28 protein-coding genes are annotated in these 24,822 nt (G+C 57.0%); 25 read left to right on the top strand and 3 right to left on the bottom strand.

Going from position 1 to position 24,822, the window contains the following annotated elements; all coding sequences use genetic code 11:
• Positions 1-253: 253 nt before the first annotated feature.
• The 13 genes from APH44_RS17960 to APH44_RS17910 all read left to right on the top strand — a co-directional run bounded on the left by APH44_RS17960 (position 254) and on the right by APH44_RS17910 (position 10,222).
• Positions 254-1,801 carry a DNA cytosine methyltransferase gene (locus APH44_RS17960; protein WP_023383582.1) on the top strand — a complete coding sequence of 516 codons (1,548 nt, stop codon included), beginning with the start codon at positions 254-256 and terminating at the stop codon, positions 1,799-1,801.
• A 185-nt stretch (positions 1,802-1,986) separates the two neighbouring features.
• On the top strand, positions 1,987-2,328 hold the full coding sequence (locus APH44_RS17955) for a hypothetical protein (protein ID WP_023383583.1): 342 nt from the start codon (positions 1,987-1,989) through the stop codon (positions 2,326-2,328).
• Positions 2,329-2,546: 218 nt separating this feature from the next.
• Positions 2,547-3,191: a hypothetical protein gene (locus tag APH44_RS17950; protein WP_023383585.1), complete on the top strand. Its 645-nt coding sequence runs from the start codon at positions 2,547-2,549 to the stop codon at positions 3,189-3,191.
• 238 nt (positions 3,192-3,429) lie between these two features.
• Positions 3,430-3,663, top strand: coding sequence for a hypothetical protein (locus APH44_RS17945; protein WP_023383586.1), 234 nt, complete (start codon positions 3,430-3,432; stop codon positions 3,661-3,663).
• A 167-nt stretch (positions 3,664-3,830) separates the two neighbouring features.
• A complete protein-coding gene (locus APH44_RS30440) occupies positions 3,831-4,664 on the top strand; it encodes a hypothetical protein (protein WP_224459409.1) in 834 nt (277 codons plus the stop codon).
• Positions 4,665-4,953: 289 nt separating this feature from the next.
• Positions 4,954-5,118 (top strand): hypothetical protein, encoded by a 165-nt coding sequence (locus tag APH44_RS29800; RefSeq protein ID WP_156342218.1) that lies wholly within the window; start codon positions 4,954-4,956, stop codon positions 5,116-5,118.
• 39 nt (positions 5,119-5,157) lie between these two features.
• Positions 5,158-5,718 carry a hypothetical protein gene (locus tag APH44_RS30435; RefSeq protein WP_224459408.1) on the top strand — a complete coding sequence of 187 codons (561 nt, stop codon included), beginning with the start codon at positions 5,158-5,160 and terminating at the stop codon, positions 5,716-5,718.
• Positions 5,719-5,807: 89 nt separating this feature from the next.
• The gene (locus tag APH44_RS29795; RefSeq protein ID WP_156342216.1) at positions 5,808-5,960 is read left to right on the top strand and encodes a hypothetical protein; all 153 of its coding nucleotides are present in this window, start codon (positions 5,808-5,810) and stop codon (positions 5,958-5,960) included.
• Between the two features lie 94 nt (positions 5,961-6,054).
• Positions 6,055-6,873: a hypothetical protein gene (locus APH44_RS17930; protein WP_224459407.1), complete on the top strand. Its 819-nt coding sequence runs from the start codon at positions 6,055-6,057 to the stop codon at positions 6,871-6,873.
• A 474-nt stretch (positions 6,874-7,347) separates the two neighbouring features.
• On the top strand, positions 7,348-8,193 hold the full coding sequence (locus APH44_RS17925) for a hypothetical protein (protein WP_054893891.1): 846 nt from the start codon (positions 7,348-7,350) through the stop codon (positions 8,191-8,193).
• 795 nt (positions 8,194-8,988) lie between these two features.
• Positions 8,989-9,414 carry a hypothetical protein gene (locus APH44_RS17920; RefSeq protein WP_023383598.1) on the top strand — a complete coding sequence of 142 codons (426 nt, stop codon included), beginning with the start codon at positions 8,989-8,991 and terminating at the stop codon, positions 9,412-9,414.
• A 17-nt stretch (positions 9,415-9,431) separates the two neighbouring features.
• The gene (locus APH44_RS17915; protein ID WP_023383599.1) at positions 9,432-9,740 is read left to right on the top strand and encodes a hypothetical protein; all 309 of its coding nucleotides are present in this window, start codon (positions 9,432-9,434) and stop codon (positions 9,738-9,740) included.
• Positions 9,741-9,745: 5 nt separating this feature from the next.
• A complete protein-coding gene (locus tag APH44_RS17910; protein WP_023383600.1) occupies positions 9,746-10,222 on the top strand; it encodes a hypothetical protein in 477 nt (158 codons plus the stop codon).
• On the opposite strand, the gene APH44_RS17905 is transcribed toward APH44_RS17910, so the two are convergent.
• The gene (locus APH44_RS17905) at positions 10,217-10,975 is read right to left on the bottom strand and encodes a hypothetical protein (protein WP_225786313.1); all 759 of its coding nucleotides are present in this window, start codon (positions 10,973-10,975) and stop codon (positions 10,217-10,219) included. The two genes, APH44_RS17910 and APH44_RS17905, sit on opposite strands and share 6 nt — an antisense overlap.
• Complete coding sequence (locus APH44_RS17900; RefSeq protein ID WP_023383602.1) at positions 10,972-11,991, bottom strand: hypothetical protein; 1,020 nt, start codon at positions 11,989-11,991, stop codon at positions 10,972-10,974. The genes APH44_RS17905 and APH44_RS17900 overlap by 4 nt, the downstream gene beginning before the upstream one ends.
• Positions 11,992-12,639: 648 nt before the next feature.
• On the opposite strand from APH44_RS17900, the gene APH44_RS17890 reads away from it, so the two are divergent.
• The 4 genes from APH44_RS17890 to APH44_RS17875 all read left to right on the top strand — a co-directional run bounded on the left by APH44_RS17890 (position 12,640) and on the right by APH44_RS17875 (position 16,654).
• Positions 12,640-13,440, top strand: a complete 801-nt coding sequence (locus APH44_RS17890) for a phosphoadenosine phosphosulfate reductase family protein (RefSeq protein ID WP_023383604.1) — start codon at positions 12,640-12,642, stop codon at positions 13,438-13,440.
• A 61-nt stretch (positions 13,441-13,501) separates the two neighbouring features.
• Entirely contained in the window at positions 13,502-15,514 is a 2,013-nt protein-coding gene (locus tag APH44_RS17885) for an RNB domain-containing ribonuclease (protein WP_023383605.1), read from the top strand.
• 39 nt (positions 15,515-15,553) lie between these two features.
• A complete protein-coding gene (locus tag APH44_RS17880) occupies positions 15,554-15,769 on the top strand; it encodes a hypothetical protein (RefSeq protein WP_023383606.1) in 216 nt (71 codons plus the stop codon).
• Between the two features lie 120 nt (positions 15,770-15,889).
• Positions 15,890-16,654 (top strand): hypothetical protein, encoded by a 765-nt coding sequence (locus tag APH44_RS17875; RefSeq protein ID WP_176483540.1) that lies wholly within the window; start codon positions 15,890-15,892, stop codon positions 16,652-16,654.
• A gap of 61 nt (positions 16,655-16,715) precedes the next feature.
• Here the strand turns inward: APH44_RS17875 and APH44_RS17870 are convergent, their stop codons facing one another.
• Positions 16,716-17,972: a hypothetical protein gene (locus APH44_RS17870; protein WP_023383608.1), complete on the bottom strand. Its 1,257-nt coding sequence runs from the start codon at positions 17,970-17,972 to the stop codon at positions 16,716-16,718.
• A gap of 264 nt (positions 17,973-18,236) precedes the next feature.
• Here APH44_RS17870 and APH44_RS29250 point away from each other — a divergent pair, with 264 nt between their 5' ends.
• From APH44_RS29250 to APH44_RS17835, 8 genes are all read left to right on the top strand, one after another.
• A complete protein-coding gene (locus APH44_RS29250; protein WP_176483539.1) occupies positions 18,237-18,533 on the top strand; it encodes a hypothetical protein in 297 nt (98 codons plus the stop codon).
• A gap of 372 nt (positions 18,534-18,905) precedes the next feature.
• Positions 18,906-19,280 (top strand): hypothetical protein, encoded by a 375-nt coding sequence (locus tag APH44_RS17865; protein ID WP_023383609.1) that lies wholly within the window; start codon positions 18,906-18,908, stop codon positions 19,278-19,280.
• Positions 19,281-19,417: 137 nt separating this feature from the next.
• Complete coding sequence (locus tag APH44_RS17860; RefSeq protein WP_023383610.1) at positions 19,418-19,945, top strand: hypothetical protein; 528 nt, start codon at positions 19,418-19,420, stop codon at positions 19,943-19,945.
• Between the two features lie 210 nt (positions 19,946-20,155).
• Positions 20,156-20,410 (top strand): hypothetical protein, encoded by a 255-nt coding sequence (locus APH44_RS17855; protein ID WP_023383611.1) that lies wholly within the window; start codon positions 20,156-20,158, stop codon positions 20,408-20,410.
• 162 nt (positions 20,411-20,572) lie between these two features.
• Entirely contained in the window at positions 20,573-22,102 is a 1,530-nt protein-coding gene (gene dnaB, locus APH44_RS17850) for a replicative DNA helicase (RefSeq protein WP_054893890.1), read from the top strand.
• A 58-nt stretch (positions 22,103-22,160) separates the two neighbouring features.
• Positions 22,161-23,558 carry a replicative DNA helicase gene (gene dnaB, locus APH44_RS17845; protein ID WP_023383613.1) on the top strand — a complete coding sequence of 466 codons (1,398 nt, stop codon included), beginning with the start codon at positions 22,161-22,163 and terminating at the stop codon, positions 23,556-23,558.
• A gap of 168 nt (positions 23,559-23,726) precedes the next feature.
• The gene (locus tag APH44_RS17840; RefSeq protein WP_023383614.1) at positions 23,727-23,978 is read left to right on the top strand and encodes a hypothetical protein; all 252 of its coding nucleotides are present in this window, start codon (positions 23,727-23,729) and stop codon (positions 23,976-23,978) included.
• Between the two features lie 416 nt (positions 23,979-24,394).
• Positions 24,395-24,820 (top strand): hypothetical protein, encoded by a 426-nt coding sequence (locus tag APH44_RS17835; RefSeq protein ID WP_023383615.1) that lies wholly within the window; start codon positions 24,395-24,397, stop codon positions 24,818-24,820.
• Positions 24,821-24,822 lie beyond the last annotated feature (2 nt).

Genomic DNA, 24,822 nt, shown 5'->3' with positions numbered 1-24,822 from the left:
GCTACTACCAAGTCGAATACGTGGTGCAGAAACGTAGCCATGCAGGGGAAGAAAACCTGTAGAGCTCACGCCAAAAGCCAAAATCTAAAAGACAAATACTGAAAGGGCGCGGCCAGAGAGTTGTTCTATAGTTTAATAATCTCTTGATAAAGATTGTCCTATAGTTTAATTTCGGTGTCCAGTAAGTAAGCACACCAGGTGAGCTCCACCAATCCACTTGGCGGGCACCACACAACTCTTCTAGGACGGCTGCATGCTGATCAAAAAAATCCTCACTCACTTCCACTTCTGCTGCGGCTTGGGCGGTGGTGCCAAAGGCTTCAACGAGGCGAAGCCCATCGTCGGCAACATGCAGGCTGAATGGGAGTGCCTAGGCGGCGTCGACGTTGATCCGGCCGGCCTTGCTGACTTCAAGCGTTTGACCGGTGTGGAGGGTACGCAGTTGGATCTCTTCACCCGCGAGCAGTACATCAGGTTCCACGGCAAGGAACCGCCAGCCGGATGGAGGGAAGCAACCACAGAAGACATCCGCCGTGCAGCACAGAACCGCCGGCCCGATACCGTCTTCATCAGCTCCCCGTGCAAGGGCGCCAGCGGACTGCTGTCGGAGAAGATGAGCGCGACCCCCAAGTACCAAGCCTTGAACGAGCTCACCCTGCGTTGCATCTGGCTGATGGCGGAGACCTGGCGCGACGACCCTGTGCCGATGCTGGTGTTCGAGAACGTCCCGCGTCTGGCCAACCGCGGCCGGCACCTGCTGGACCAGATCGGCGCCCTGCTAAGCCACTATGGGTACGCAGTCGCCGAAACCACCCATGACTGCGGGGTGATCGGCGGCTTGGCTCAAAGCCGCAAGCGTTTCTTGCTGGTGGCTCGCCATGTAGAGAAGGTCCCGCCGTTCTTGTACGAGCCCGAGAAGAAGAGCCTGCGCTCTGTAGGCGACATCCTCAGCCGCATGCCTCTTGCCGGCGACATCGAGCGAGCGGGACCAATGCACCGAGTGCCAGCTCTGCAATGGAAAACCTGGGTCCGCCTGGCTTTGGTTGAGGCCGGGAAAGACTGGCGCAGCCTCAACAACCTGGCGATCCAAGATGGGTATCTGCGTGACCTGGTCATCGTCCCAGGATATCGAGCGGGATATATGGGGGTGCATGGCTGGAACGAAAGTATGGGCACGGTGGCTGGACGATCGAACCCAACAAACGGGGCGTTCTCGGTGGCTGATCCGCGTGCCCGGGCAGGCGCCCTGCAATATCAGCAGTACGGTGTTCGCCGGTGGCAAGATACCAGCGGCGCCATCATTGGCGTCAAGAGCCCAGGGCAAGGCACATTCAGTGTCGCTGATCCCCGAGCGGCCAAGATGCGCACGAGTGGCGAACCCTACCTGCCTGGCGGGCACTACGGCGTGGTGCCTTTGCATGGCGTCGCGGGAGGTCAGCATGACGACAGCCGGTGGGACGTTGCCGGCACCCAGCTCCCAAGCGCTGACGAGAAGCTCACCTGCATCATCGAATCGCTCGACGGGACCTGGCACCGGCCCTTCACGACCTTGGAGCTGGCGGCGATCCAGAGCCTTGTCGAGCCAGAGGAGCAGCTGGAATTGGACGGGTTGAGCGATCAGGCCTGGCGCGAACGAATCGGCAACGCAGTTCCCCCGAAGGCAGCGAAAGCCATCGGTCATGTGATGGGCACTACGTTGCTGCTGGCAGCTCAAGGGGAGACTTTCATGCTGAGCAGCATGCCCATCTGGGTGCGGCCAGTCGCGGTTGGCCTGAGCGTATCTCAGCTGGCGGCACAGTGATCATGATCGGCCCACGGCTCCGGCGTGACCGCGGCTTAGGCGCGAGCTCCGCCGGCGCACACCGGCTGAAGACCCTTTGGAGACCGTCGATACAGTGCTGCCACTGATCGGCAAAACCGATGCCGGGTGCGCCTGGCATCATCACCACGACGTGAAAATCACGTCAACACGATGAGATGTAGAAAATGGATGATAGAAACAACGGCCTTCTGATCGAAGGCTTCGTGCAGGGTTCCTATGACCGTATGTTCGGTGCCGGCAAGGTGGAGGCTCGCCACCACCCGCTCACCAGCTGGTCTCAGGCAACCGTCTCCGGTAGTCAAAGCAACTTCCAGGACACGCAGCGCGATGTAAAGCGTACCGTCGAAGCATTGCAGAGCACCCTCTACAAGGAAGGTGGCAATGATGAGCTGCTGACCGAGCTGTCTGCAGTCGAAGAGCGTTTGACCAGCGCTACGACCGTCGATGAGCTGGGCACCGTGATCATCGAGTCGCGTCCAGTGCTTGACCAGGTGTTTGGCCGGTAAGGCAGCCGCCTGAAGCCCTGGACTGCGTTCAGGGCTTCTCACAGATCGGTGCACGCATCCGCCACCTCATGCGATCGAGCTGACGGGTGTGTAGACCTCCGGCATCCGCAACACCGCTATGCACAGTCTTCGAGCTGTGCCGAGCCCATAGAAACACAATCATCAATGCCCTGCTGGCGCCGTTGCGCCAGAGGTTGAACGCCTGCAGGAGGCAAAGCATGAGCATCACCAAGATCACCGAATGCCGCGAGTGCGGTAGCACGTCCCTGAGCTGGCAGACGCACAACAAGAACATCAGCGATGCTCAGCACGGGCGTTTGCGTACGAGCGACATTCGTTGCCAGCTGATTTTGGGTTGTGATCACTGCTCGGAAACTCTGGCCATTATGAGCGCCGATCAAGTAGCGGCATGGCTCACAGAACAAGGGCAGGCACAGTCCGTTCAGTACCAAGGCAGCGATGCCGTACCAACGGCCGCCAGTGCTGGCGAGGTTGAAGAGTCGCTTCTGTGGCTTGACGACTTTGTTGCGCGCTGCAATGGGGATGACCGCGGCTCCTGCGCAGCAGTCGAGACTCTGCGTGCCGCCCTGTCCGCCCAGGTGCAGGCCAAGAAGGTCAGCGCCGTTGTCTTGCGTGAGGCGATGGAGAACCTCGCGATCAGCGCTTCTGTGGCCGACCACCCACCCGTATTCCTGCCAGCGTCCGTGCGCCAGCATCCGCTTGTGATGCTGGGCGGTGTGTGCGTGCGGGTTACATACTCCGGACTGAAGTGGTACCACGAGCAGCTGGTCAATGACCGCTGGGAAGCGCTGGCCGTGGATGAGTTCGAGGCGCTGTTGGTCGAAGCGCTGGCGAAGGCATGAGCATGCCCGCTGATCACTGAGCTCTCGCGGTACCGAATGCCCAGTATGAGCTGGGCTGCCGCAGCTGTTTGACTTGCGAATCATCCACTGGCCTGTGCTGATGGTGGTGGGTCTCCAGACCGAACCGGCGTCAGCGGCGCAGCAAAAATAGGCACAAGTGCCTAAATCAGCCTACTAGGCACAAGTGCCTACTGAGGATTCTCTATCTCAGACCCACTCATCGATGGAGAGCCGACACATGGCTGTCACCCCTCGCAAACCTCGCAACAAGCCGACTCAACTGCAGACCGGCATTCTCCTTGCCGCTGCGGATCTCTCTCGCTACATCTACGACAGGGGCGATGCCGCTGCGCTGCTAAAGCGTCAGGGGCTAGCCGATGCCAACTGCTCGGCCATGGACGAAATGGACAAAGAGGAGCTGCGGATTCTGCGCGATGACTATGGGCTTGCCAGTCTGCGCGGGCTGGATTGAGGACCGCCTCGTTCCAACCATTCTCAACTCACCCAGGAAAAGAGCCGCCCGTCATGCGACGCTAGATTGTTCCACTGCAAGAACCGCACGGAGCCAAACGCCAAAGTGCGGCCTGTTGCAGGCTGAACCAGGCCATCGGGCAGGCTATTGAAGAGGCTCGAAAGTCAATGGATGACCAGGACTACAGTCCACCAGGATGGGTTTATCGTGAACACGCGGCCGCTGGTGGTGTGGCGATCACCGAAACCAGCGGGAGGCGTTACCCTCCGGTAGATTGGGCTGCAGTAGGGCCTGCCCGATGGTTCGACTGCAAGCTTGGAAAACTCTCGGACGTAGAGCTGGCGCGACTGATCGGCATACACCCCGATCGAATTCGCCGCCGGCGGGAGCAATTGGGGATACCTCCATGGTCGGTTGCTCAACAGATAGAGCCTTTCAAGCACCTCCTCGGCGTGCTCACCGATGGGGCGATCGCTTCCTTGTGCGGCGTGTCGCCAAAAAGCGTCACGGTTTACCGTGAGTCACTGGGTATCCTCCCGGTGTTGAGGCCGGCTCCTCGAAAGCAGGTGCTTCCCACCGGTCATCCACTGAGGATCTACAAACCTCTGTTTGGCTATGTCAGTGATCAAGAAATCGCGAAGGTGGCAGGTGTGGATCTTCATCTGGTGCAAGAGGTGCGCGAAGCATTGGGCTTCGAACCCGTGAGCCCATTGATAGAAGAGGCTACTTCAATCCCAACCGCGGATTACCACGGGCCATGGCTCGGGTACGAGTCCTTGCTGGGTAAGGTATCTCCGGCCCAGATCAGCAGGGAGGTCGGGGTACCCTATGACGTAGTAGAGCAGAGACGTGTGTTCCTGGGCATAGCACCCTACAAGCGCTTGTCCAAGGCGGTTCGTTTTGATCACTTGCTGGGCAAGGTCCCCAACAGCCTGGTAGCCAAACTCGCCGGCGTGTCGACCGCACGTATCGCAGAGCGGCGCAAGCAACTCGGCACGTGACCATGGCCGAGGCTTCGGCCCAGTCAGGCTGACCGCCGAAATGCTCTTCACCCACAGATAATTCCACACCCGGGTCTGCTTGCGTCCATGCAACCCAGAGCGGTGTAAGAACTCGATCACACCACACCGATCACGGCAAGCGACAATGCTGGACACGCTGCTGCTGGGCGCTCACAGGTGACATCAAGGGCGGGCGAAAAAGATTGTCCTATAGTATAATTTTTGCCTTGCATAATTATTGTCCTATGGTTTAATCTTATTCTCCGTATTCATCTACCAGGACAAATCAATGCGTACCTTCAAAGGGTCCATCAAGACTGACGTTCAGGGCTCCGATGTGGAGTTTGAGTTCGAGGTCGAGGACAACGCCACCCAGACTGAAATCGAATACGAAGCCAAGCAGGCTGCCTTCGAGCACGTGGATTGGAATTTCGAGGAAGTGAAGGGCTCGTAAGGCACTTCGGCCCCCACCCAGATTGGACAGGTGATAGCGATGGAACAGGTTTATCCGCAGGAGACGCTTGAGCACAAGCGTGCAGGTTTTGAGCAGGGCATCAAGAAGATCGCCGTCGAGCGCTTTGGTCACTCGGCCAATGACAACACCTTCTACATGCTGATCGAGCGCAACCGTAATGGCCGCTACGCCGTTGAGTGGGTGCGTGGGGCGTGGGAAGGCCTGCAGCTGGCTGAACAACTTCAGGCCAGCGCGCTGGAGATCGGTATGGGCCCGAAGGCGCTGCAGATCAATTTCCCGGCGGCCGAACGTGCGAGCGTCAGCGATTCCAAGCTCTACAGTCATGCCGAAGTGCCGAGCATGGACCTGGCCGACGAGGACTACATTCTGCACCTCACCGTGCGGGCTGCCGACCCAGACCAAGAGCGTCTCCTTGCCGATACCTGTACTCGTGCCGTGACATCAGCTCCCAAAGCGCTGGCTGCCATGCAGCAGGCCTATGCCAAGCTGGACAGCGTTGCCTTCGTGTCGGAGGAGGGTGACACCGACGAGGTTAAAAGCGCCTTGCTCGATGCCATGGCTGCTCTCTCTGTTCAGTGAGGTTCCTCTCTGCGCCCGGGAGAGAAGCATGACCAGGGCGTGGGTTGGGTTGAGGTCTGAAATCAGCGCCAGCACACACAGGATCCAACATGGACCAGCAGCCGAATTGGCGAGTTACCTACCATGACAACCAGGGTAAGACCATCACCGTCGAGGTGATTGCATCCACCTACAACGACGCCATCAGCAGGGCGTCCGCCAACCTCTTCAACGTGTACTTCCAGTCTGCGGTACAGATCTAGGTCAGCTCCTGAAGCACGCATCCCCAGCCATCGAGCTGGGTCGATGCCGTGGAAGCGGCGCGGATTTCGCGTGCGCAGCAGGGGTAGGAAGATCATGCCGTTGACCTGGAACGTTGCTTATTACTCGGGGATGTCCAGCACTCAGGACCTGAGGGCTGCCGTTGATGAGGGCGTCCCAGTAGGTGTTGTTGCCACACTGCTGGACACCCTTAAACTCCTTCGGACGCTTCCACGTCATTTGGATGCAGGCGGCGCCGTGTTCATTGACTCGGGAGCCTTTTCTGCATTCCAAAAGGGCGAGCTCGTGAGCTGGGAGAAAGTGTTTTTCGCCTACGAATGCGTGCTGGGGTGGACGGACAACCCCGGGGCGCTGAGCATCGTGGCACCGGATGTCATCGGTGACCAGTCGGCAACCCTCGACTTGTGGGCTGTGCACGCAGAGCGAGTTCGCACATGGATCACGGCCGGCGCTCGTGTGATCATTCCCCTGCAGCGAGGGGAGCTGTCTGCCGGAGAGATGCTGGCGCATGCCAAGCGGATATTTCAGACCGACCAGTTCTGCGCGGGAATCCCATCCAACTTGGCGGCAATGAGTGCTGAGGATTGTGCAACCTTGCACCATCACGACTTCCACCTGCTGGGGCGTGTGGTGATCAACGCCGAGTTGGGCGATAAACTGCGTGCCCTGCTGGCCAACAATCCCGATGCCATCTACACGGCAGATGCGAACTGGCTGCGGTCCCGCATCAAGGAAATCAGCCTCGCGGCTAAGGAAATGCGGCAAGCGCCGGCGGACAATCCGTTTGAGACGTCGCGCACACGTGCCGTACGAGCGATTCTGCGCCTGGATCCGTATCACCAGCAACCCGGCCCCTCGGGCGCCCGCCAATCGGAGCTGACTTATGGCACATAACACTGGCACCGCTCAGTGCTCGCACTGTGGGGCTGAGTATCGACTGGTCACAGAACACAATCGCGATATGCAGCGGCTCTGCAGGGCCTGGCTCAGCCGCCACGAGCGGCCGTGTGCAACCAGGACGCCGGAGCAGCGTCGGGCCTGGGCGCAGAAGTACGTAGGGAAGGATTTCACTGAAAGCAGCTTGACGGTCAACCTGGAACATCCTGGGTTTAAAGAGATCCAGCCGGGTCATGCAGTTTTGGGCGACGCTCCAGTTCCTCTAAACCCATCTGTGGGATTGCACTGACTGCTACTTGGCCATCCTGCCGGGCAGATTCGTTCTCCCTCCTGTTGAAGGTGCGGGTTGATCGCCGCTTTGGCAGAGTGTTGCTGGGCGAACACCCATTCTGTCAGTGGCGATAGCAGCGCATCAGCTATCGCAGCCATTATGCCAGTGAAACCACCTGTCATTTCCATAGGAGCTGTGAAGTGAAGTCCGTCGATGTTGTGAGCAAGGCTTGGACAGATACATACGAAGAAATTGCTGCTAAGGCCCAGCTTGTGCGGGATGTGCTGGAGCAGCGCAACGTGAGGCTGCGGTCCGGCAGCGCACTTTCGCAACTGCTTAGCCAGGCCGACAAGCTGAGCCTAGCGTGGGCAGAGCAAGTGAAGCCAGATGACCGGGTGGTCTGGGAAGCGGCGTTCGTGAACCGTCTGGCTGATGCGGTCACCAACTTGCCTGAAGAGCCAGGAATTCAAGAGGCGCTCAAGCGTATGGCCGGCAGCGTCATGCAGCCGGATGATCGGAACACCTCCCAAGGGAAGGACGCTCTCTGGGAGCTGGTGCTGCTGTCCGACTTGAAGAGCCGAGGGTTAGCAGCCAAAGCTGCAGAACCCGATATCCTGGTTGACTTCGGCATGGGCGACTACCCGATCGCTTGTAAGAAGATCTGGTCTGAGAACGGAGTTGAGAAGCGTGTTAGCCATGCTGCCAAACAACTGGCGCCGTTCAACAATGGCGGGGTCATCGCTCTCAATCTGGACGATTTGGTCCCCGTCGGGAAAGCTGTGAGCGTTCCCACCAAGGAGCTTGCAAAGGCTGTTCTGACCAAGTTCAACTTGGACTTCATTGAGCGTCATCGAGACGTGCTGCAAGATGCTGTCATGAGCGGCAAGTGCGATGGTTTCTTCATCTCGACGACCGCCTTTGCTGTCCTGGCGGAGGAGGAGACATCGGCCTACCTCGCTACGCAAGGTTCTTTGTGGCACCTCGGAGATTCGTCGCCAGAGTCCTGCGAGCGCTTCCTTGCATTTGGTCACACGCAGGGCATGTAACCAGGAGCCTGCAGAACCACGAAGCGCCGGAAAATCCTGGGAGTGACAGTCAACACAGTGCTGTCGAGTAGCCTCGCTAAGGTCGAAAAGATGCGAGAGGATTGACAGCCGCTTCGAAAAATCAGACATTGCGATTTCTGAGGACGCAAGTCTGTTTCGTTGAGCGCGGTCAGTCCTCTTGGGATTGGTCGCGTTTTCCTACATTTTTGGGGTCTCCTTTTCTGCTCATTGGTCATGACTCTCATGACTGATCAGAATCTCAAGCAACCGGCTTGCCCGCCGACCCTCTCAGCATTTCCGGCATATCATCAAATCCCTTCCTCAACGCATGCTATCCGATCATTCTTCAGCTGTAGCTCTTATACTGATCTGTCCTCAGGCTGTGGTAACATCAGTTATACGTACGTGTTATGTATCAATTTGCTTGTGTCTGGGGGTGTGTATGGCAAGTGACGAAGCTCTAGGGTGTGATTACCAAGGCAGGCATTTCGGTGCGGCCTATCCCGATGCGCAGTGCGTCGACGGTTTTCTCTGGGATGAGGATAGCTGCGATGAGCCTGGAGGTGCTCTTCTCCATGGAGGCGACATTCCCTGCCCAAAATGTAATTCAGCTGCGCATGCCACGTACTACGGTACGGAAGAAGACTCAGCGTCGCCCTCGGCCCAGTCGACTGGCAACGGTCCTTACCAGCTACTCCCCAACAACCCCGAAGATTCGCCGGGCTGTGCACCTGCTCTGTCGTGAGCTTGATCAGCTACACAGGTTCGAACGTTCATACACTCACTGGAAAAAGCATGTCACCACTTCGAAAGATTGCTGTGCTCGGTTGTGTCGCTCTGTCGCTGGCAGGGTGCAATGACAAAAAGATCAATGTCACCATTCCGACTGGCTCGACCCTCTACGTCAAGCTGTATCACCTCGGTGATCCTGCGCTCGGCTCGGTTCTGCCAACCGAGTACCGGGCTGGAGGGTTTGGCAAAGTGGAATATGAAATGTCTCAGGTCCTGGCCGGAAATGAATGCGCCCTGGGCATTCCTCTGAAATGGAACAGCCGCCAGCTCAAGCATGAGACTTCTACCGCCACACTGTCCTGCGACGGAGCTGATCAGCGAGAGCTGAAGGGCTATGTGATCGGTGAAGACGGCAAACAAGGCCTGGCCGGTGTTACGTTGGGCAGCGTGGTCCCGTTTGTGGTCACCGAGACAGCAACGGTCAAATAGCCCCGGGGGAGAGCATCATGCAGCTGTCGAAATTGCGGCCACGGCTGTACCCAAACGGGCGGCTAGCCCTGGAGCTGCTCTACGAGGATGGTGAGCACTGGGGCGTGCTCACAACAAACCTCGTGGAGGCCGAGTTGGCGGTCGATGAGGTGTGTATCCACGCCTGGCAACTGCCCGATCAGGTCTTGGATCTGCACCTGGCATCCGGAAAGTTTGAAGACACTGGCAGGGTTGAACCTGCTGGTTTTGAAGACGCACCTGTGTGGCGGGTCATCTGCCCAGAGCTGCTGGCGCATGCCCAGCGAATGCGGGCTCATACGAGGTAAGCAACATGGATTACTCGCAACTGCTTGAGCGGAGCTTTCTTCAGATGGCTCACACGTCTGTAAGCCGCCTGGGATATCTCGCGGAGCACGTTTTCGGGTTCACTACGGATTCACCCAGTGCTGACGAGCTGTTCGCTGCCAAAGCTGTAGAGGTCTGCGCTGCGCTGGGCAATCGAACGATGCGGGAGTACGTTACTACCAAAGACGGGCACCTCTGGTTCTTGTTGATGTTCAACATGCCATTCTTCGCTGGGCGCCTCGATTGGGGCACCTCGATGACCGGATCCTGGTGGAGCGTTGAGCATGGAGAATTTTTGGAGCTGGATAGCTGCGGGCTCTGGACAGAAACCGGCCAGCTGTTAGAACCGATGCGCTTCACACTTGACCAGTGGAAGGAGTTCATCAACGCGGTCGTCGCTTTCGCTGCGCCCGAACTGGGGCCGGGCGCTGGGAAAGGCTTTGAGGAATTGCCGGCGTTATGAGGTCGGCTGAAGGCCGAAGGATTCTGCAATTCGGCCGATGATGGTCTTGAGGTCACCCCGAATCTTGAGCGCTTTGAAGTCGATCTCTTCGACCGCCAGGCGCTCAAGGAATAGCGCCATGTCTGCAGTAATGCTTGCGGGCAACTCAATCACCTCGCCAGTCAGCAGGCCCGCCAGGGCCAGGACATCGTTCCGATGCTTCCTGACGTTCTTCGAGTCAACTGCTTCACCGTTTGCCTTGCGCTGAGACAAGTCGAGCCAGGCCTTAGCTTTGAAGGGGATAAGACGATCAGCGCTGATGTATGTCAGCTCCTCGCTCTGATGGCGGCCGGAACGCAACAGGGTGTAATAGTCTTCATCGAGCAGGATAGCGCTCAAACTCGAAACCGACTCATCTGTGGGGATTGGGGTCAGCGTTGCGTTTTCCTCATGCTCAAGGCCATCCGGTGCACGAGAGAATAGTTCGATCATTACCGGGTAGGTTTCGTCGGCGGGATTCTGGAATCTGTAGAAGACCGGCCTGTCACCCCCTCTTTGTTTGATCTCATAGCCGCCGGCCTTTATGAACTCCCAGAACCTGTTAACAAAATGGGAGTCCAGAGCCTCAATCACGAGCACGATGTCTAGGTCTTTCGTGGCCCTGAAGCTCTCTCCCGCGTCTTCCATCGCCAGAGCAGAGGCAACGCCACCGATTAGGACGTAGCTATCGCGGAAATCGCGAAAGTGCCGGCCAAAAATATCTAAACCTTTCACGCTAACCAATGTACCTGCTCCTTGAGTTCATCCAACGCAATCTGAATGCGTTCGTCGGGGTTGTCTTCCAGGCTCAGAAACAGCGACGCTGTGTCTGCCATATACTGCGTTTCGGTGAGCGACGGATACCCCCAGATCTCCACCCACTCCTCGATCGAGTCCACCGACTCGACTACCTCAAACGCATCAAGCGCCAGCATGTCATTGAACACTTTCTTGCTCATCCCCCATACGGCCTGCTTAGGCTCCGCCAGCATCGTGTACTTGGCCAGGGCAGTTTCCCCCGCGATGAATACTCCCGGGGCCATGGGGATAGCATTTCGGGTAATACCAATTCTCTTTTTGACGGGGGACCGCAGGTGCTTCTTGGCCTTCTGGAACACCTCTGCAGGCGACCCGTTGAAGGCGTAGGTCTTCCAATGCAGCTCGCTTTTCGCAGGGCTAATCACCCCCAGCGATACCAGCTGATCCACTGCCTTCGAGAGGGTCACGCGACTGTAGCCCAGGTCCCCCAGCAAAGCGTTCGTAGTGAAGTAGGTTTCGTCGGGTATCCCGGAATATAGGCACGAGAGAAGCATGGCTTGGGCCGCGGGGAGGAGGGCGGCTACCTCGCTCTGCTCTCGCCGCTGACGGAAGCTTTCACGCAGGTCCAGCGCCATCTCAGGTATGAACATCTGGAAGCTGGGCTGGATGAAATTGACCTGGTGCATGATCAGGCTGCGGCGGTCTTGAGTCGACAAGGACCAGCAGACGTACACTACTACCTGGTTGGTGACGTTGCGCACCATCTCGATGTGCTTCTGCAGCTTCACGATGCCTGGGTACTCAATATCATCACGGGAGACCAGCAGCATCATGTTGAACGCCGAACTGTTCCCCATAGGTACGCTCAACTCGTAGGTCTTGTAGCTGTCCCGGATGGTATAGGGGACTCGGAGTGGCACCGGAGTCATCTGCGCTGCCACACCTAAAACGGACTCAATGTAGGCCTTAGCTTCGTCTTGTAAATTCGGCATGAGCCGGCCTCGTGTTAACTACTTTTTTTCACTGTAAACCACAGTGGTTTACAAGTCAAAAAAGTGGTTTACAATCCAATGTTTACTGGGGTTAAACGGAAATGTGCCATTTATAGTGGGTTAGAAAAAGCCCCAGCCAGAGTATGCGCTGTGCACTGCACAGTGTGAAGTGCACACAAGCAGTTCAAGCGCCGTCAGGTGGTCTGCTGACTTTTCCTACATCCATAACGGAACCGTCTGATCGACACCGTTGGATCAGAGGGGGAAGGTCAGGTTTTTCACCGAGGAAATGGAGCAAGGAAAATGGCTAGGCCAAACACCAGCGAACTGAAGCTACCTCTCAGCTTACACTTGGATCAGAGCACCCTGGATGCGATCATCCGCTTCAGGGCCGCACGTGCAGCACATTTGAAGTATGCGCACGACGATACAGCTGCCAGCGCAGAAATGTTTCTGGCGCTCCAGCAAGCTGAGGCCGACCTGGCCAGGGCGGTTGACGAGCTTCTGGTCAAGACTGCGGCTGAGACGGCAGAACCACACCCGCGACCGCAGAAAAATGTTGTCCTATAGGACAATATTTCAATTGAAAATAGTTGTTCTATAGTTTAATCTTTTCTCATTGACGTCTATCAATGAGGCCAGCAGGAAATGGATCGTTTTCAGCAGCAGGGCTTGCTTTTCGGGGATGAAACCCGTGACTCCACAAAAGCCGAGCTTGACCAGTTGATCGCCAGTGGTGCGCTGTTTGTGGCCAACCATTCGGGCGGTAAGGATTCGCAGGTGCAACTGATCCGTCTCCTGGAGCGCGTTCCGGCTAGCCAGCTGGTGGTTGTCCATGCATCGCTGGGCCCGATGGAGTGGCCGGGGGCGATGGAGCTGGCCCGTGATCAAGCCGCCGCTGCAGGCCTTCCTTTCATTGTTGCCACAGCCTCGAAGACGCTGCTGGAAATGGTAGAGCGTCGGTTCGAGATTCGCCCCGAGGTACCGAGCTGGCCATCTGCGTCTACTCGCCAATGCACGAGCGACTTGAAACGAGGACCCATCCAACGTGAGGTCAGGCGCTATGCAAAGGCCAATGGCTTCAAAACGATCGTCAACTGCCTTGGCCTGCGCGCTCAAGAGTCGCCAGGGCGAGCGAAGCGGGTAGTTTTCAGCCGGATGGGGATCAGCAACTCTGTGTTGACCTGGTTCGAGTGGTTGCCAGTACATGACATGCGCACGGATGAGGTCTTCGGTGCCATCGCTGCAGCGGGGCAGCGTCCTCATCACGCCTATGCCCTCGGTAATGATCGATTGAGCTGCATTTTCTGCGTGATGGCGTCCAAGCCTGACTTGCGTAACGGGCGTGTCCATCACCCTGAGCTTTTCGAGCAGTACGTCGCTCTTGAGCGGCGCACGGGCTACACGATGCACATGAATCGAATCCCACTTGTTGAGTTGGCGGCATGACCGCCCTCTGACTGCTTCCAGTGTAGAATCCACACACAGCTTGATAGGCCAAGGATCCACCGTGACTTCACCATTCTTCGTGACCATCGATTCCCAGAAAACGCTTGATATCGACGACGCGATATCGATCACCCAGAGCGGCGATCTGTACATCATATCAGTTGCCATCGCCGATCCTTCTGCGAAGGTTGGGGTCGGCTCTCATGACGATAAGTTGGCGTTTGAGCGGGCCGCCTCGATCTATGCCCGAGATCGTGCAGTGCAAACAATGCTGCCACGGCACATCGGCGCAGATCAAAGTAGCCTTGTCGCGGGGCAACCACGGCAAGCGATGGTTTTTACAATCACGCTCAATAGCTCGCTTGAGGTCGTCGGTTTTGAACCTAGCTGCCAGGTTATCACCGTCAACACCCGTCTCACATATGAGGCCATTCCGGAGATAGCCCGAAGCACTCAAAGCCCTTTGCGTGAAATGGTGGAGCTCCTCAGTAGGGTTTCGACGCTGCTGCTGCAGCGCCGCCGATCGAAAGGAGCGCTTGCCCTTTACGATATTCGCAAGCTCATGCTCTCGGATGAGGAGGGCAATCTTCGCCAATACGAGTCGTTGGATCAGATGGTCGGGCACATCATCGTGCAAGAATTCATGATTCTGACGAATTCCCAAATAGCCCTCTTCATGGCCGAGAATGGGCTGCCGGCGGTATACCGTAACCACGCAAGCCGAGTCTCCGCTCCGCATGCACTGGACCTGGCCAACACAGTCGAGCAGTGGTTGAAAGAGGGGCTGGTGACCGAAGCCTCTGTGGGTGCGCAGTTAGGGGCACTCATAGAGCGTGCTGTTTACGATGGCGTGGCGCGTGGGCATTACGGTCTTGGCCTAACGCTGTACCTCCACGGCACCTCTCCGCTTCGTCGGTATGCCGACTTGGTGAACATTCGCCAGATTCGGGCGCATCTCGACAATTGCCCGCTGCCATATTCGCAAGCAGATCTGCTTACAATCTCTGCGTCGATCAACAAAACGCTGCGAGAGCGATCCGAATCCACTGTCGACTACCACAAGGAGGTGCTGGCGCGGAAAGCTCAGCGCTTGGTGGCGAGTGGGAACCTGGTCAATATGGAGGACAACGTACTCAGCGCTGCCGTGAAGCTCGCGAAAGACGCCGGTCATTTGCCTGAAGCTGTAGTGGCTGAATTGATACGAAGACTCAACAACAACACGATAGCGGACGCCATCGTCGATCGACTTGCGATTCAAATCCCAAGGGAAGCAATCACCGAAGATCTTGGGGTGGCTTTCTCGAACTGGATGTGCCAGCACCCTCACAACGTGGTCAGGATCATCATGAACGGAATCCAGACTCAAGTTTTTGAGGGGCTCGATGAAACGGTGCACGGTGTAAATGGAGGCTTCAAGTGTGTGGTTGCTGTCTCGGCAAGTGGGCGGCGTCTTCAGGGAGTTGGTGTGCACCGCGAGAAGCGTGTAGCAAAGCAGAAAGCCATGGTCGAGATTTTGTGTCGTCACTTGAGTTTGCCCATAAACAGCCTTAGCCCTGAGGCTCCGACGCAGTCATCAAGCTCTCCAGCGCCCCGCGCTACTGACTACAAAGGTGCGCTAATTGAACTTTGCCGGAAGCGGGGGTGGGCTGCTCCCCATTTGCATGTCGCGATGAGTGGACCGTCAAATGCTGCAAGCTTCACAGCCACCGCGACTGTCCACCCGAAGGGTGGCGACGTCGAAAGTGCTACCTCACCAGAGTGTGCAACCAAGAAGGCCGCTGAAGCAGCTGCTTCGGCCATCCTATTGGAGCGACTGGCCAAGTCACGTGAGGCGACTTCCGTGAGCAGCTCAAACCCGGTAGTGCAGCTAAATGAGATGGCACAAAAAAACAGGCTGGCGGAGCCCAGTTACATCTTCACCCAGCTGAGCATTGCCCCTCCGCAATTCGAATGCGTGGCGCAAATTGTGGTAGATGGAAATGTGCTTTCGGCCAAGACAGTGGCTGGAGGTAAGAAAGTCGCGAAAGAGCTAGCTGCTGCCGAAATCCTTGGGCAAGTGAAAATAGCGAGCTGATTGAGGCGCCCAGTTGACCGCCGCGAGGGAGCTAAGCAAATGAGCACTGAACGGGAAGAATTAGAGGGGTTCGAGCTGACCTACAGTGTGCAGATCGACAGCAGCCAACTACTTGAGCTACTAGTTGACGAGATGGACACTGGGGACAGCTTTTGGCAAACCACGAATGCGAGCGGTCAGGTCCTGGACCGTTCCGAGCGTTACGAGGATCAGGCCCGGTGTCTGCGTGACGGCCTGAATAAAGTGCTGAACTAGGAGCAAGCACCAGGTGTACTCAAGCCCAGCCATCTAGCTGGGCTAGTCTGGTTGTTGAGAGTTGCATTCTCAGATGCTGCTGGAGCCTTTAGCCAGCAAGGGCAATCGAATGGACGAGCGATGAATCTGAACAGAATTGTTGATCAGCAGATGGCGCGAGCCGAGGCCTTGATTGCTGGTTACCTTGGTTTGTACGCTGGCAGCATCGACCTGGCTGACTTCAACCCAGGCTCGATCAAGCGGGCAACTCCAGAGTTCAAGCGTTGCGTGCAGCTGATCCAGGACCTCGCGACCATGACGGTGGTCACTCCGTCGACTGTACGGAAGATGGAGGCCGCCGTGGATGCACTGGCCGGCATGGTCAGGGCACCTCAGATGATGGCGCCCACTCGCGCTCTCTGGGCTATCGAAGATAGGATTCGTCGTACCCCGCTGGCGCTGGTTCGTCACCTTGCCGCAATTGCAGGATCGGTGGCAGCGGGTATCTGGGGAACCATCGAAAAGAGTGCTGAAGCAGATGTGGGCGTAGCGATAGCCGCGGCCCTGGTGATGCTGTCTTTCGGCTGTAGCCTGAGCCATCTGCGAGACCCTGACCACACCGTACCGAAGGGGCTCTTGGCGTTCCTGGGCGTTGGAGCGCTCGCGCTAGTGACGAAGGGCGTGCTGTTCACATTCTTGGTTTTTGCAGTCATCTCGGCGGGCTTCTTCATCCGAGACATCTCCCTATGGTGCCGCCGGCCGAAGCCGGGCGCTGCAGCTTCGCTCAACCGTGATAATGATGTGCTGTTCGGTGATAACGGCAACATCTACACGGTCGAGGAGCTGTACGACCTTACCGGCGGTCCGGCCTGCGCAGAGCGACTATGGCCTTGCCAAAGACGATGATTGAACGTGCAGCTGATTCGTAACGCATGGGAGCGCAGGGAAGCCTATCCTACTATCCTGCTCAGCCTGGAGAGGAATAATCCACTGAGATCCACAGCTCATTCACCAAGATGTTTTTCTTGGTAATGTCATGGCCAAAGACTCTGTTTTCCTTGAGGGCGGGTCGGTTGCTGAATTCCGTGAAACGATCGTTGCTGATGATGAATGCATTCGGTGAAGAGGCCAGTTCAATGATCATTTCATCGGCGCTGTGGCCTTTGTCGACGCGGTATGTCTCCACAGTTGGGAAGGTGCTTTGAATGTCCTCCCACGAAACCTGGAGCTTCCTCGTGATGCCTGGATCGAAGACCAGAATGATTTCACTGCCAGGCCAGTTTGACAGCAGGGCCGGAACGAGTGCACTCAAAGCGTTCAATCCGATGAACTGTTGACTCTTGCCCCGGCCACGATTGCATAGGTTGTTCCCGTCAATGATCAGCCGCTCGATGACTCGATTATCGCGCTGCTGCAGTGACGCCATGCGCTGCTCCCATTTGGCGAGCTCACGTTCAAGGTCCTCAACATCGCTGGTTTTGTGTCTGACGACCTGGGCAATGTCATCTGTTCCGAAGTAGTTACTGCAAGCCCCCTTTACTCTCGCAGCCTCGACTGAGCGTGGTGGTGCGTTTCGGTGGCGATCTCTGAAATGGATCGCTTGGGCCAGCTTCTCCTTGGCCACATCCAGACGCTGACGATATTTGAGGCACTGTGCCTGTGGCTCCCGAATATGCTCTTCAAACCTAGCGATTTTGGCTGAAAGACTTTCAATGGCTGGCTGCAGTCTCGCGATTTGCGAACTGTAGGTTGCGTAGTCGGAGTCGGTTTCGAGCCAGTCCAGGGAAGAGTGGAACTGAATATCGTATCGAAGCCTCTGTACCAAATGCTGCTGGGTGGCTATCTCTCCATCCTCGCCAAGCAATGCCCCCAACCGAGCAGCTTTCTCGGCTAGCTTGGCTTCCTCTGCCTCGGACATTTTGGGTGGTTCTGGAATCCGGCCCGTCACTGCATCGAATGCTTGCCCGAGGAGCGAGCGGTTAGCGCGATAGACGGCCTTGTAGATAGTGGCACGATCAAGCAGGGGCACCACACCCAATTCGGTTCGTTCCCGTTCGAGGTCCTTTAGTTTCACCTCGGCATTTCTGAGCGCCAACTTGGCCTGGTCTTCATCAAAGCGATGCAGATGGCCGTAGAGTTCGTACTGCTCCTGCAAGCCCGCTTCAGCCGCGGCCAGGGCGGCGACAGCTGCTTCGAGCTGCGCACTGTATGGGTTCTGATCCATTGCGTTCCCAAATGATGGAGATCTGCGAGCAACTGATGCGCACCAGGGCACCTGTTTCATAGCGCAACTGAACGCCCACTTTAAGAGGAAGCGTCAGGAGAGTGAAGAGCCTGGGGCGGAGTTGACGATGGTCCCTTAACGAGGGTCGCCACGCATACGACTGAGGGGGGGGTGTGACAAGGTAATTCAATACTGAAGAGTTATCTGTACGCGTTATGTGTTATTTTTCAGTCCGGCAAGCGAGCCATGTCCGGGAGATCCTTGGTGAGTTCAGAAAAAAACACCCGCAGGCGTGCGGTTTACTGGGGCGTAGCGTTGCTCGCTCTGATCGGAGGACCGCTGGCCTATAGCGGCCTAGGTTTGAGCAAGCTGAGAACTGATTTTTCATCTGCGACACCTGAGGAAATTGAGGCGGCGACCCGTGAGTCGAAATGCGCAAATCGTCTCCTGGTGAATGCCAACCGAAGCGCGCAGGACATCCGCATTAGAGATCTAGAGTGGGTCAAGGAGCGCTGCGCGCTAGTCGAGCGTCAGGCCGAAGCTTTCAAGGGGGCACCATGATTCCGTCTGGCCAGCAGCCCGCCCAAAATCAAATTCGGCGCAACTACGTGGTTGGCGCCATCTGCATCGCAGCTTTTTCTGCGAGCTCATTCGCATACACGTTGCCCGGGCTTACCGCTAAGGCGGCATCGCTTGTCGTTGGGTACTGGGCGGCATTGCCGTTTGTACACCTGGCCACAGGGCATGGGTTCGGATTCAAGAAGAAGCGGACAGGAGTCACAGGCTGCTCTGGCGTAGATCGCCAGTGGTGTGATGCTGGAAGTGCAGTTGAGCAGTCATCCCAAGCGCAGAATGAGGTTGCACTAGGCATTGATGCTGTTTCTGCCTCGCGCACTCCCTCCAGCCCAAGCAATTAGTACAGGTTGAATCGAGATGAATAGAAAATTCAAGAACGGTAATTCTGGCTGGAAGACAAACTGGCTTGGCGTTTGTGAGCGCCCTCGGTTCTTCACCGTTATCACGCTCAAAGCACTGGTAATGTTTGTTGTACTAACGATTTTGAGCTTATTGCGTTCTGCTGCGGTATTATTTGTAATTCTTTTTGTGGTGTCAGTAGTTGGCAAGATCTTCTCCACTGCGGAGCCGATCGATCTGCATAGCCTCGCCGAGTTAGAGGGTGCGCCGGATTATTTCACACTGATAATCATGGCTTTGATCTGGCATGGGATGGTGTGTGATGTTTTTGCTGCCCTTAAAAAGTGGCGGATAAGACGTAGTCGGAATCAAAATGAAATTAAAATGAGCTAACGGAGCTAGTGTGCTCAATGGCTACCTAGGTGCCGAAATCAATAGTGAGTCTTGCGCAATTTTCAGTCAGAATTCACCGGCAACACCGGGTGACTGAACTCGGACCCTACGAAGGCGGCATCTAGGAGCAAAAGCACTTGAACACCCAGGAGCAACTGCGTCACTACGAGGCAACGATGATCTCAGCCCCGCGGCGTGTATTGGCTGGCCATGTCGACTGGAAGAAGGACATCACACGTGACGCTGGGGTCTACGTGATATGGAAGGGCCAGTCTCCAGTCTATGTGGGCGAGAGTTCGGCCCTACGAGCCAGGATGAGTGACCTGACGAATTTTAAGAATCATTCATTCGCCAAAAAAACTTGTGCTTTGTTTGGCCTTTGCGCCAGCGACAAAAAGGGCTTGATCAGCACATATTCCAGCAACTATGAGCTGTCCTTCTGCGCAATCCCGTTTGGGCGAAAGGAAGTCGAGGAGTACTTGATTTTGCGCTGGCGCTCAACCCTGTCGAACAAAGAGACAGCACGGCAGTTGGCTGGGCCCCAGTACAGCTGGGTTGAGCCAGCGCCTCCCTTCGAGACCGAGACCGGCATTACTGCGGACATCCAAGAGCTGTTGGGCAGCCATTCAAAAGGACTCGATGTCGAATTCGCGGAAGCACTTTAATTCTTCCTTTGCTCTGTATTTTCGTCAGTCATGAAGATCTCATGTTTTCACTGAAAATATAGGATATTCAGTGCTTTACAGGTCGTCTGCGTAACCTTCTATGCCGTTTGACATTGAGTAAATCTTTCAGGATTATAGTTGCGTGTTACGACCTTGCGGTTGTAATCCGCAACTGCGCATGTCAGCGCACGGCCCCCCTGGAGAGTTTGAATGTCAATCCCAAAACCGAGTGCCGAAACTTCAGGCCAGGACGGCGATGATGCTGGCTTGGAGGCGGCGCTGCAGGAATTCCGCGATAAGATCCAGGCCGCTACTGGTCGATCAGTGCTCCCGCTTGAGTTGGCGGCATTCCGCGCCCAGGTCGCTACCTGCATCGCTCACCGGCAGCCACGGCTCGTGCAGTTTGGCCTTTGCGACTTTCAAACTCGCACCGGGCGGGCAACGTTGATCGAAGTGACGTTCTGATCCGGCCGGCCACCCAGCGGGTGGTAGTTGCGTTCTAGGCCCCCAAACAACGAACATCGTGACCAAACACCAGCTGTCAGCGCAGGTCAGGACCACCTAAGGGTACTGATTGCAGCTGGCAGCCCGATCCACACCAGCATTTCGACGAGTAAGGCCTGAGGCTTGAACGACCATATCCATCTAGCGGCTGAATACGATCAGACCCCCAGTCGGGAGCTGCCGCATTCTGTTGAAGCCGAGCAGGCCATTCTAGGCGGATTGCTGAACGAGCCACGTGCCTGGGTGCGTGTCTCGGACCTGGTGGTCGAATCTGATTTTTTCCACGCAGACCACAGGCTCATTTTCAAGGCTATTTCCAGGCTGCTTGAAGAGGGGCGTGCGCTTGATGTTGTCACAGCCCAAGAGGCACTGGATAGAGCAGGGGAGCTCTCGAACGCCGGTGGGTTGGCCTATCTTAAAGAGCTTTCCGATAACACTCCGTCCGTTGCCAACATCGCGTCTTTTGCCCGCGTAGTCAGTGAGCGGTCGCTGTTCCGAAAGATCATTGGCGTCTGTGGGGAGATTGAGCACGGCGCCAGCTCCCCGAATGGCCGATCTGCAGAAGATCTTGTGCATGATGCCGAATCGAAAATGCTGTCCGTGGCCGGTCAACGGCCGAAGGAAGGTGGGCCGGTTGGTATCGACACACTGCTCAGGAAGGCCGTCGAGAAGATCGAAACCGCCCATGAGTCAGGGCTTGAGTCCCTGGGCCAGTCGACAGGCTTCGTCGACCTCAATAGCAAACTGAGTCTGTTGCGGCCTGCTGACCTGGTCATCGTGGCCGGCCGGCCATCCATGGGCAAAACCACTTTTGCCATGAACATTGTGGAAGAGGCCGTTCTGCGGTCGGAAAAAGTGGTCGTGGTCTACTCCATGGAGATGCCTGGCGATGCACTGCTAACGCGCATGCTCTCCTCGATGGGTGGCATTGACCAGTCGCGAGTCCGATCCGGGAAGCTGTTAAACGAGGACTGGACCAAGCTGACCAAGGCTGCCAACGCGCTCAACAAGAACGATCGCTTCTTCATTGACGACACGCCGGCGCTGAGCCCTTCGGAGATGCGCAGCCGTACGCGGAGGCTTCGGCGTGTGCACGGCGAGATTGGCCTGATCATGGTGGACTATCTGCAGCTGATGCAAATCCCCGGCTACGGCGGCCTCAATCGTACCAACGAGATTTCGGCCATCTCCAGGTCACTAAAGGCTTTGGCCAAGGAATTTGATTGCCCCGTGATTGCACTCTCGCAGCTCAATCGCTCGGTGGAACAACGCAAGGACAAGCGCCCGGTTAACTCCGATCTGCGCGAATCCGGGGCAATTGAGCAGGACGCGGATGTGATCCTGTTCGTGTACCGGGATGAGGTGTACAACCCTGACTCCCGCTTCGCTGGTACGGCCGAGATCATCATCGGCAAGCAGCGTGAAGGTCCGACCGGTTTTGTGCGGCTTGGCTTTGAGGGGCGATACACACGCTTCGTCAACTTAATGCCAGGCACGCACGACTTCACCGATCAAGAGATGGGTGTAGAGATGATTGATCCCCATTCTCGCCTTGGTCGGATGCCGGTGCAAAAGCTGGCAGAAGAGGCTTCCAAGAAGGTCGAGGGCAAGGGCAGGGGGCGGCGCCGGAAAGGTTCGAGAAAGCCGCCATGAAGCCCGCTGACACCTCGCCAACCGGTAGCGCTCCCCACTCACTCAACAAGATGCCCACATGAACGAAGATTATGCTTCCGAGCAGCTTGACCTACAGACCTCCTCGCTGAAGGTGCCACCGCATTCGATCGAGGCTGAGCAGTCCGTGCTCGGTGGTCTCATGCTCGATAACAACGCCTGGGAGCGTGTGCTCGATCAGGTCTCTGATGGCGACTTCTACCGACACGATCACCGGCTGATTTTCCGCGCCATTCAAAAGCTGGCCGACCTGAACGAGCCTTTTGACATCGTGACGCTGCATGAGCGTCTGGACAAGGAGGGGCTGAGCAGCCAGGTCGGCGGACTGGCCTATCTGGCGGAGCTGGCAAAGAACACCCCGTCCGTGGCCAACATCAAGGCCTACGCTGCGATCATCCGCGAGCGGGCGACCCTGCGCCAGCTGATCAGCATCAGCACTGACATCGCGGACAGTGCCTTCAATCCAGAAGGGCGGAATGCAGCGGAGATCCTCGACGAAGCCGAACGGCAGATTTTCCAGATCGCTGAAGCCCGGCCGAAAACCGGCGGCCCGGTGGGTGTCAAAGACCTGCTGACCATGGCCATCGACCGTATCGATACGCTGTTCAACTCCGACAGCGACATCACCGGTGTTTCTACCGGCTTCACCGACCTGGACGAGAAGACCAGCGGCCTGCAGCCGGCCGACCTGATCATCGTTGCCGGCCGGCCTTCGATGGGCAAGACCACCTTCGCCATGAACCTGGTGGAGAACGCTGTGCTGCGGTCCGAGAAGGCGGTGCTGGTGTTCTCGCTCGAAATGCCAGGTGAGTCGCTGATCATGCGTATGCTGTCGTCGCTCGGCCGCATCGACCAGACCAAGGTGCGATCCGGCCAGCTCGACGATGATGACTGGCCGCGACTGACCTCAGCGGTGAACCTGCTCAACAACCGCAAGCTGTTCATCGATGACACCGCCGGCATCAGCCCCTCGGAAATGCGTGCGCGCACCCGGCGCCTGGCCCGTGAGCACGGCGAGATTGGCATGATCATGGTCGACTACCTGCAGTTGATGCAGATCCCGGGCTCTGCCGGCGACAACCGGACCAATGAGATTTCCGAGATCTCCCGTTCCCTCAAGGCCCTGGCCAAGGAATTCAATTGCCCAGTCATCGCCCTATCGCAGTTGAACCGCTCCCTGGAGCAGCGCCCGAACAAGCGCCCAGTGAACTCCGACTTGCGTGAGTCCGGTGCGATCGAGCAGGACGCCGACGTGATCATGTTCGTTTACCGGGATGAGGTGTATCACCCCGAGACCGAGCACAAGGGCGTAGCTGAGATCATCATCGGCAAGCAGCGTAACGGCCCTATCGGCTTTGTGCGGCTGGCGTTCATCGGCAAGTACACCCGCTTCGAGAACCTCGCGCCGGGCATGTACAACTTCGACGATGATGAGTGATGACTCCATGATCAGTTAGTGCCAGCCGCTATCCCAGCCTCGCCCTCTAACGTGGTCGCTATGATCGCGGTAGGACGGGAGGGGTGCGGCTCATCATGCCCTGCTGCTTTCATGCTCAATGTTGAGCATCTCCTGGATACGAAGCCTACATCCTCCTGGAGATGCCACATGCACAACCTGAACGTATCTGAACTGACCTGGCCCCAACAGGTAGCTCTCGACGACTACGTCCTCTACACGCAGCGCCTTCCTTGCCAAGGTGTCGCAGCTGAGCAGTGGTTGGAGCGGAAGCGAAAAGACTTTATAGAGCACATCATGCACATCAACGAGCAGGCCAGTTACACCGCCTTCCTTGCTCGCCTGATCAAAGAAACTCCCTCGCCCGCCGCCCGCCGAGCTGAACTGGCATCACGCCAATGAAGCCTCGGCTGCAGGTCCTGGTCCTGATCAAAGGAAAACCCCGGCAGACTGATGTCCAGGGTCTTTTCCGCTTAGCCATCACCGCACGCAGCTCTGACGAGTACCCCTGTTGCGTGGTCAGCTTTCAGTAAACGCTTCACCCACCCCGGCCAAGGCTGGGGTTTTTTATGGTTGGCGGTTTCCTCTGGTTACCTGGACTGGAGCCTGGGCGGGCGGTCTGCGCGTGCAGCTGTTTTGTGAAAGCGCAACCCGCGCCGTATGCGATGCGCTTGCACCGGCGTCAACTTAATTTACTAGTATTATGCGTACGTGTTACGCTTCGTTGGATTTCATTTTGCGCGAAGCACTCCGCGCATGCCGATGCCGAGTGACTGAGCGACTTGGTGTCAACGCCCAAAGTCGAAGGGAAAATACCGATGAATGAGTACGCCGATTGGAAGCAGGCGGTCGTGGAAGCTGTAGCAAGTAAGGGTCAGATCCCCCGCGACATCGCAGCGAAGGTTACCGAGGACAATAGCCCTGTCCTCCAGCATGCATGGGGCCTGCAGCTCGATGTCAACGTGGCTGCAGTAAGGATCATCGAATCTGAGGAAAGTGCGGCGATTGAACAGCACAAGGCCAGCCTGACCATGATCTGTCGTGTCGCGCCGTGGGTACTCCTGGCTTCCGGTGGTATGGCTGTGATTGCTAAGACGTTCCATCCGCTGGCCGGCACTCCACTCGCAATGATCGATTCACTGGCAGTTTTTGCGGGAGGCACTGGGGGCCTTTGCGCCCTGTGCTTCTACGCAGCTGCGCGTCTCAAACTGGAAGAGTTTCAGAAGACTGAAGAAAAAACCTAAGG

The sequence above is a fragment of the Pseudomonas sp. NBRC 111143 genome, assembly GCF_001320965.1.
GTDB classification, from domain to species: domain Bacteria; phylum Pseudomonadota; class Gammaproteobacteria; order Pseudomonadales; family Pseudomonadaceae; genus Aquipseudomonas; species Aquipseudomonas machongensis.
This window is presented reverse-complemented; position numbering and strand designations above follow the sequence as displayed.